Raw genomic sequence first — 7679 nt, forward strand, 5'->3', positions numbered from 1 at the left:
TTGTCTGGAAAAACGGGGGCGGCTTGATGGGGCTCTGGCGCCAGCCCAGCGCGGGGCAAGCCCGCTCACCACACAAGCCCGTTCACCACACAAGCCTGCTCACCATAAGAAGCCCACTTACCCCACAAGCCAACTCACCACAGAAGCCAGCGCGCCTGTGCACCCGATATCAGTTTGACTGAATACTCGCCCGTGCGCTGTGCAGCTTCTTGTAGCTCTCGATCAAGCGCAGATGCCGGTCCAGCCCTTCCAGTTTGATGCTGGTCGGCGTCAACCCATGGAACCGCACACTGCCATTCACCGAGCCGATCACTGCGTCCATCCGCTCATTGCCAAACATGCGGCGGAAGTTGGCTTCGTAGTCCGCCAGGTCCAGGTCGTCGTCCAGTTCCATCTCCAGCACCGCGTTCAGCGCCTGATAGAACAGGCCACGGTCGGCGGTGTTGTCGTTGTACTGCAGGAACATCTCCACGCACTCCTTCGCCTCCTCGTGCTGCTGCAAGGCCAGGAAGATCAGCAGCTTCAACTCCAGGATGGTCAGTTGGCCCCACACGGTGTTGTCGTCGAACTCAATGCCGATCAGCGTGGTGATGTCGGTGTAGTCGTCCAGTTCGCTTTCGATCAGGCGCTCGACCAGTGCCTGCAATTCTTCTGTGTCCAGGCGGTGCAGGTTGAGGATGTCCTCGCGGAAAAACAGCGCCTTGTTGGTGTTGTCCCAGATCAGGTCGTCCACCGGGTAGATTTCCGAGTAGTCCGGCACCAGGATGCGGCACGCGGTGGCGCCGAGGTGCTCGTACACCGCCATATAGGCTTCTTTGCCCATGCCTTCGAGGATGCCGAACAAAGTCGCAGCCTCTTGGACGTTGGAGTCTTCGCCTTCGCCGCAGAAGTCCCACTCGACAAATTCGTAGTCCGACTGCGCGCTGAAGAAGCGCCACGACACCACGCCGCTGGAGTCGATGAAGTGCTCGACGAAGTTGTTCGGCTCCGTCACCGCCTGGCCTTCGAAAGTCGGTGGCGGCAAGTCGTTCAAGCCTTCGAAACTGCGGCCTTGCAGCAGTTCGGTAAGGCTGCGTTCCAGCGCCACTTCCAGGCTCGGGTGGGCGCCGAACGAGGCAAACACGCCGCCGGTGCGCGGGTTCATCAAGGTCACGCACATCACCGGGAACTCGCCGCCCAGGGACGCATCCTTGACCAGCACCGGGAAGCCCTGGGCTTCCAGGCCTTCAATGCCCGCCACAATGCCCGGGTACTTGGCGAGCACCTCGGCGGGCACGTCCGGCAGGGCAAATTCACCTTCGATGATTTCACGCTTGACCGCACGCTCGAAAATTTCCGACAGGCACTGCACCTGGGCTTCAGCCAGGGTATTGCCCGCACTCATGCCGTTGCTGAGGTAGAGGTTTTCGATCAGGTTGGACGGGAAGTACACCACCTCGCCATCGGACTGGCGCACGAACGGCAGCGAAACAATGCCACGCGCTTCGTTGCCGGAGTTGGTGTCGAACAGGTGCGAACCGCGCAACTCGCCTTCGCGGTCGTAGACCTTGCGGCAGTAGGCGTCGAGGATCTCGGTTGGCAACTCGTCATTCGGGCCCGGCTGGAACCAGCGCTCGTCCGGGTAATGCACGAACGGCGCGTTGGCCAGTTCCTCTCCCCAGAACTGATCGTTGTAGAAGAAGTTGCAGTTGAGCCGCTCGATGAATTCGCCCAACGCCGACGCCAGCGCGCCCTCTTTGGTCGCGCCCTTGCCGTTGGTGAAACACATCGGCGAATGCGCATCGCGGATATGCAACGACCACACGTTGGGCACGATATTGCGCCACGAGGCAATCTCGATCTTCATGCCCAGGCCGGCAAGAATGCCGGACATGTTGGCGATGGTCTGCTCCAGCGGCAGGTCCTTGCCGGCGATGTAGGTGCCGCCTTCCGAGGTGCTTGCGGGCATCAACAACGCCTGGGCATCGGCGTCGAGATTTTCGACTTCCTCGATTACAAACTCCGGCCCGGCCTGTACCACTTTTTTCACGGTGCAACGGTCGATGGAACGCAGGATGCCCTGGCGGTCCTTATCGGAAATATCCGCCGGCAATTCGACCTGGATCTTGAAGATCTGGTTGTAGCGGTTTTCCGGGTCGACGATGTTGTTCTGGGACAGGCGAATATTGTCCGTGGGGATATTGCGGGTCTGGCAGTACAGCTTCACAAAGTACGCCGCGCAGAGCGCCGACGATGCCAGGAAGTAATCGAATGGCCCCGGTGCCGAACCGTCGCCTTTATAGCGAATCGGTTGGTCGGCAATCACCGTGAAGTCATCGAACTTGGCTTCAAGCCGGAGGTTGTCGAGAAAGTTGACCTTGATTTCCATGGGGGCACACCAGAATAACGGGCTAAACAAAAATGGCCGCCATTATGGGGTTTTTCGTCGATTAATTTCAGGCTTTTGACCAATGGCTGGCGAAATAGCCAATGTGGATTAATCTTCTGCACGTTGGCGCCGATGGAGTGTGTGCAACCAGGGAGTAGTCGGAATGCGCAACAACCAGCCCGTAACACAACGCGAGATATCACTCGCGCCGTCACAAAAACTTATCTCCGCCACCGATACTCAGGGTGGCATCACTTATTGCAACGACGCCTTTGTCGAAATCAGCGGCTTTGAACGCGCCGATTTGATCGGCGCGCCGCAGAACATTGTGCGTCACCCCGATGTGCCCCCGGCCGTCTTTGCGCACATGTGGGCTGCACTCAAGCAAGGCCTGCCGTGGATGGGCATCGTCAAGAACCGCTCGAAAAACGGCGACCATTATTGGGTCAACGCCTACGTCACGCCGATCTTCGAAGGCAGCCGGGTAGTGGGTTTCGAGTCCGTGCGGGTCAAACCCACGGCCGATGAAATCCGCCGCGCCGAGGCGCTGTACCGACGCCTGGGCCAAGGCAAATCTGGCGTTTCATCCATGAATGCCTGGGTGCCGGCGCTGGTGAGCTGCATCCCGTACGCAGCCACCGGTATCGCCGGCAGTGTGGCCGGGCTGTTCCTCAGCGCCCCGGTCGCCATTGCCGTGGCCGTTGCCGTCGCCGTGCCGGTGGGCATGCTCTGCTCACGCGTCCGCCAAGGCAGCACCTTGCGCCTGCTGGCGGGTGTCGAACCCTCGACATCGGATGCCTTGATCGCCCAGATGTACAGCGACGCGAGCGGCCCTCAGGCGCGCTTGGAAACCGCGTTCCTCAGCCAGAACGCCCGCCTGAAAACCTGCCTCACCCGCTTGCAGGACAGTGCCGAACAGCTCAGCGCCCTGGCCGGGCAATCGGATCAGTTGGCCACCGCCAGTTCCAAAGGCCTGGATCGCCAGCGCGTTGAAACCGAGCAGGTCTCCGCCGCCGTCAACCAGATGGCGGCGACCACCCAGGAAGTCGCCAGCCACGTGCAGCGCACGGCCGACGCCACCCAGCAAGCCAACGTGCTGACCGGCCGTGGCCGTGAAGTGGCGCGTGATACCCGCCTGGCCATCGAGCGGCTATCCGCCGTCGTAGGCGAAACCGGCACCACCGTGGCGCAATTGGCCAAGGACAGCGACGAAATCGGCAGCGTGGTGGACGTGATCAAAGGCATCGCCGATCAAACCAACCTGCTGGCGCTCAACGCTGCGATTGAAGCCGCCCGCGCCGGCGAGCAAGGCCGCGGCTTTGCCGTGGTGGCCGATGAAGTGCGCCAACTGGCCCAGCGCACTTCCCAATCCACCACCCAGATCCACGCCCTGATCACCCAACTGCAAGCGTCGTCCAACAACGCCGTGCAAAGCATGGAAAACGGCCAACGCCAGGCCGAGGAAGGCGTGGCCTGGGTGCTGGAGGCGGACCAGGCATTGGTCGGTATCAGCGAAGCGGTGTCCCACATCACCGACATGACCACCCAGATCGCCGCCGCCACCGAGGAACAAAGCGCGGTCGCCGAGGAGATCAGCCGCAACATCACCACCATCGCCGAACTGGCTGACCAGACGTCGATGCAAGCCCATCAATCCACAGGCCTGAGCAAGGAGCTGACCAATACGGCGGCCACTCAATATGCGTTGGTAGAACGCTTCAATCGCTGAGTAAAGGCAAGCGGGCGCCCTGTTACAAGGCGCTTACGGCTTGCCTCGCCAAGGCTCGACAGCTGCTACGGGGGGAAATGTGCGCTTGCCCGGTGAGGGTTAAGCCGCAATCTAGGGATTTTCCTGAGGCTGCTTGCGGTACATCCCCGTGAAGTAATCCGGAAAGTCCGGCGCCGAATTGTGGTTGATCACTGCAAAGCCCTTCACCAGTTGAATGTGATACGGGCCGGCGCGTCGGGTTGCCAAGGGCTCACGTACGATGATCAGGTTTTCGGTTTCCATCGCCACCGTGTGGTGCGCGCTGACGATCACTTTGTCGGTACCGGTGTCCTTGAGCGTCACGGCGAACTCTGCCACTTCCCGGCCCTGCGCATCGCGGTCGGGGAGGATTTTCAGGTCCAGGTCGCCGTCGCGGCCGAGGAAGTCGTTGCGCATCTGGTAGTGACCGTCGCGCTGATCGCGGGCAACGTCGCCGAGTTTCTTGTACTCCGGTTCGCGGTCCTCGCGGTGCAGTTGGATCTGCAACTCTGGCTTGTCACCCTGGGCGCCACTGACCCAGGTGCCGGAGTAAGCATAGGGTTCGACGGTTTCCCGTGTGATGCGCCAGATGCCGGTTTGATGACCATCGTCGGCGTACTCATGCAGGTAGATAAAGGACTGGTCGCCGTATTCACCCAGCTCGCCCACCAGTTTGATCGGCGTGCCGCTGCCGCTTTTGGTATAGCGCAACTCACCGATCAACACCGCGCCCTGTTGCTGGTACCAGAGCTGTACCGGGATCTTGCCGTTGAGGGTGCCGGCCAGGAACTCAGGGTCTTCGTTGACCGGCCCTTCGAGCCTTGGGGTTTCCAGCCACTGACCGTCCTTCCACTCGCCAGTGGTGCGCAGCATGTAGCCGCCGGGCATGCTGTTGTTGGCGTCATCGTCCGTCGCGGGCACTTGCGCCTGGGTGTATGCGCTGAGCCGCACCAACTCACCGTCGCGCATCTGATAGCGGCTGGCGCGGGTCCAGCAACATCCCCGGTCAGTCTGGGAGTGGATCATGCCGTCCTTGGGGTTGACCGAGAACATGCCGCCGGAGGTTTCGTTGGCCAACTCGGTCAAGGGGCCGTTCAGCACCCACTGCGTCTTTTGCGGGTCTTGCAGGTACACGTCGTAACTGGACTGGAAATCTTTATCCGCGCCGGTGCCGTTGCGGATCGCCAAGTCCTGGCGGCCGTCCTGATTGATGTCGGCGAAGTACACCACACCGTTCTCCCCCATCAAACGCCAGTCGACGGTTTTACCGTTCTGGTCCATCGGCACTTGGGCGTCCGGGGTCTGCAATTGCTGGAGGATTTCGAGGGTGGCTGCGTCGCGCAGGGTGACCAGTGCCCGCGCCAGAGACTGCAAGTCCTGCGGCACCTCGGGGAACAGCACTTCGACCAGGTACTTGCCGCTGGGATCATTGACCGAGAACGAGCGGGGTTCGGCCATGACCGGAGCCGCAACGGCCATGGAGAGGAGCACAGCGCTGACGAGCGAACGCATTCAAAGCATCCTTGCTGAAATTCGGGGCCGCAGTGTAGCGGTTGTCTGCGCACAAATCGCTGTCTGGATGTGCCCGTGGACTGCTATGTTGCGGCCTCACGCGCGAAGGGAGGTGCCATGGATTCGTTAAGCAACAACGCCGCACTGGTGATCATCGACATGCAGCAAGGCATCAACCAACCCACGCTCGGGCGACGTAACAATCCAGATGCGGAGTTGCATATGCACCGTCTGCTCAGCGCCTGGCGGCAAGCCGGTAGACCCATCGTGCATGTGCGGCATATCTCCCGCTCACCTGGCTCCGTATTCTGGCCGGGGCAACCGGGTTGTGAATTCCAGCCCGCGCTGCAACCCCTGGCGCACGAGCATGTGCTGGAGAAAAACGTACCGGATGCGTTCACACACACAGGCCTGGAACGCTGGCTGCACACGCGGGCGATCAGGCAGTTGGTGATCGTCGGGGTCATCACCAACAACTCCGTGGAGGCCACGGCGCGCTCCGGCGGCAACCTGGGCTTTGATGTCATCGTGGCCGCCGACGCCTGCTACACGTTTGACCAAATCGACTTGTCGGGGCGCCTGTGGCCAGCGGAAGATGTGCATGCGCTGTCACTGAGCAACCTCGCGATGGATTACGCCAGGGTGGCCGGGAGCGATGAAATCCTGGCTTATGCCTGAGCCGGTCTGTTTTTGAACCCGGGCGCGAGTGTTGCCCCATCAACAGCACTCGCACAGCTTGTGCTGAATCCAAACAGGCCACCCCACCACAAAAACACCCTATCCGATTGAAATAAAAGACCTTTCCTCCATGGCATGGCGCATGCAATCACCTTCGCATCTACCCGAAGGATGTACCCATGCCCCAGACACTGCCCCAGGCGCTGTTGCACCAAGCCCACACCCGCGGGTCGGCGATTGCCTTGCGTTACAAGCGCTTGGGCATTTGGCAGGTCCGCAGTTGGCGCGAGGTGGCGGACGAGGTCGGCGAACTCGCCGCAGCCCTCCAGCAGCGCGGTTTCGGGTCGGACGATGCGCTGTTGATCATCAGCCAGGCGCGGCACGAAGCCTTGCTGTTGGCACTGGCCGCGCAGTGGTTGGGCGGCAGCGTCACGTTGCTCGACCCCGAGCGCGATAATCGTGAGCTGCTGGCGTTGTTGCAGCCGACATTTGTCCTCGCCGAAAACGCTGAGGCGATTGCCTCAATCAGCGCGCCGGTTGTGGGGGTGTACCTCGACGGACGCGGCCTGGCTCACTCTCAATTCCCCCACTTGATCGCCTATACCGACGTGCGCACGGACAGCCCGGCACCCGCCTGCGCCACCCAGCCAAGCGCCCTCGCCTTCGTGTTCCACGCCGATAACCGCGTGCCGTTGACCCACGAGCAACTGCTCACGGGCGCCCGCACGCTGGTGGCCCGTGAACACCTGGGCGCCGATGAGGAAGCCCTGGCGGCCCGAGTGTTCGCCGCCAGCGGGCAGGCGCGCTACCTGCTGGCGCCCTGGCTGCACGCGGGTTTTCGCCTGAACTTCCCCGAAGCCCTGGCCACCCGTGACACCGATCGCCGCGAACTGGGCCCGACCCTGGTGCTGGGCACACGTGAGTCCTATGGCCGCCTGGAACAGTGGGCCCGTGAACGCCTGCCGCTGCCGGGCACCTTCAGCCACCGCCTGTATCGCTGGGCCATGCAGCCCACCCCATCGACCTTTCGCCGCTGGCTGGGTCACTGGCTGGTACGTCGCCCTTTACGCGATGTGCTGGGCATGAGCCGCCTGCGCGTGCCCTTGCTGGTAGGGCCGGCGTTGAGCCCGGAGAGTGCAGCGTTCTTCAACGCGTTGGGCATTCATCCCGGCCATTGGCAAGAGCCCTCAACCCGACGCGAACCCGCCGACCAACCACTGCCGCAAGCCGTCTGACGAGCCCACCCATGCACACACCCACCCAAGCAGTATTACTGCGCCTGGATGACATCTCCCTGTCGTTCAAGGGCATCAAGGCCATCACGTCCATCAGCTTCGACGTCAAGGCCGGGGATATCTGCGGGCTGATCGGCCC

At 61.9% G+C, this 7679-nt stretch carries 5 protein-coding genes and 2 pseudogenes; 5 read left to right on the forward strand and 2 right to left on the reverse strand.

Annotated elements, in window-relative coordinates; translation table 11 throughout:
* Window positions 1–169 precede the first annotated feature (169 nt).
* Window positions 170–2368, reverse strand: coding sequence for an OsmC domain/YcaO domain-containing protein (locus tag IQK56_RS30180; RefSeq protein ID WP_193864278.1), 2199 nt, complete (start codon window positions 2366–2368; stop codon window positions 170–172).
* Between the two features lie 163 nt (window positions 2369–2531).
* On the opposite strand from IQK56_RS30180, the pseudogene IQK56_RS31885 reads away from it, so the two are divergent.
* Both IQK56_RS31885 and IQK56_RS30185 read left to right on the forward strand, forming a co-directional pair.
* Window positions 2532–2804: pseudogene (locus IQK56_RS31885) on the forward strand (PAS domain-containing protein); the annotation flags it as partial.
* 258 nt (window positions 2805–3062) lie between these two features.
* Window positions 3063–4097 (forward strand): methyl-accepting chemotaxis protein, encoded by a 1035-nt coding sequence (locus tag IQK56_RS30185; RefSeq protein WP_482827766.1) that lies wholly within the window; start codon window positions 3063–3065, stop codon window positions 4095–4097.
* Between the two features lie 111 nt (window positions 4098–4208).
* On the opposite strand, the gene IQK56_RS30190 is transcribed toward IQK56_RS30185, so the two are convergent.
* Window positions 4209–5627, reverse strand: a complete 1419-nt coding sequence (locus tag IQK56_RS30190; RefSeq protein ID WP_193864279.1) for an XAC2610-related protein — start codon at window positions 5625–5627, stop codon at window positions 4209–4211.
* Between the two features lie 117 nt (window positions 5628–5744).
* On the opposite strand from IQK56_RS30190, the gene IQK56_RS30195 reads away from it, so the two are divergent.
* The 3 genes and pseudogenes from IQK56_RS30195 to IQK56_RS31350 all read left to right on the forward strand — a co-directional run.
* On the forward strand, window positions 5745–6305 hold the full coding sequence (locus tag IQK56_RS30195; RefSeq protein ID WP_122308341.1) for a cysteine hydrolase family protein: 561 nt from the start codon (window positions 5745–5747) through the stop codon (window positions 6303–6305).
* Window positions 6306–6484: 179 nt separating this feature from the next.
* Window positions 6485–7540, forward strand: a complete 1056-nt coding sequence (locus IQK56_RS30200; protein ID WP_193864280.1) for an AMP-binding protein — start codon at window positions 6485–6487, stop codon at window positions 7538–7540.
* A gap of 11 nt (window positions 7541–7551) precedes the next feature.
* A pseudogene (locus tag IQK56_RS31350) lies at window positions 7552–7679 on the forward strand (ABC transporter ATP-binding protein); the annotation flags it as partial.

Source organism: Pseudomonas cyclaminis (assembly GCF_015163715.1).
GTDB lineage: Bacteria > Pseudomonadota > Gammaproteobacteria > Pseudomonadales > Pseudomonadaceae > Aquipseudomonas > Aquipseudomonas cyclaminis.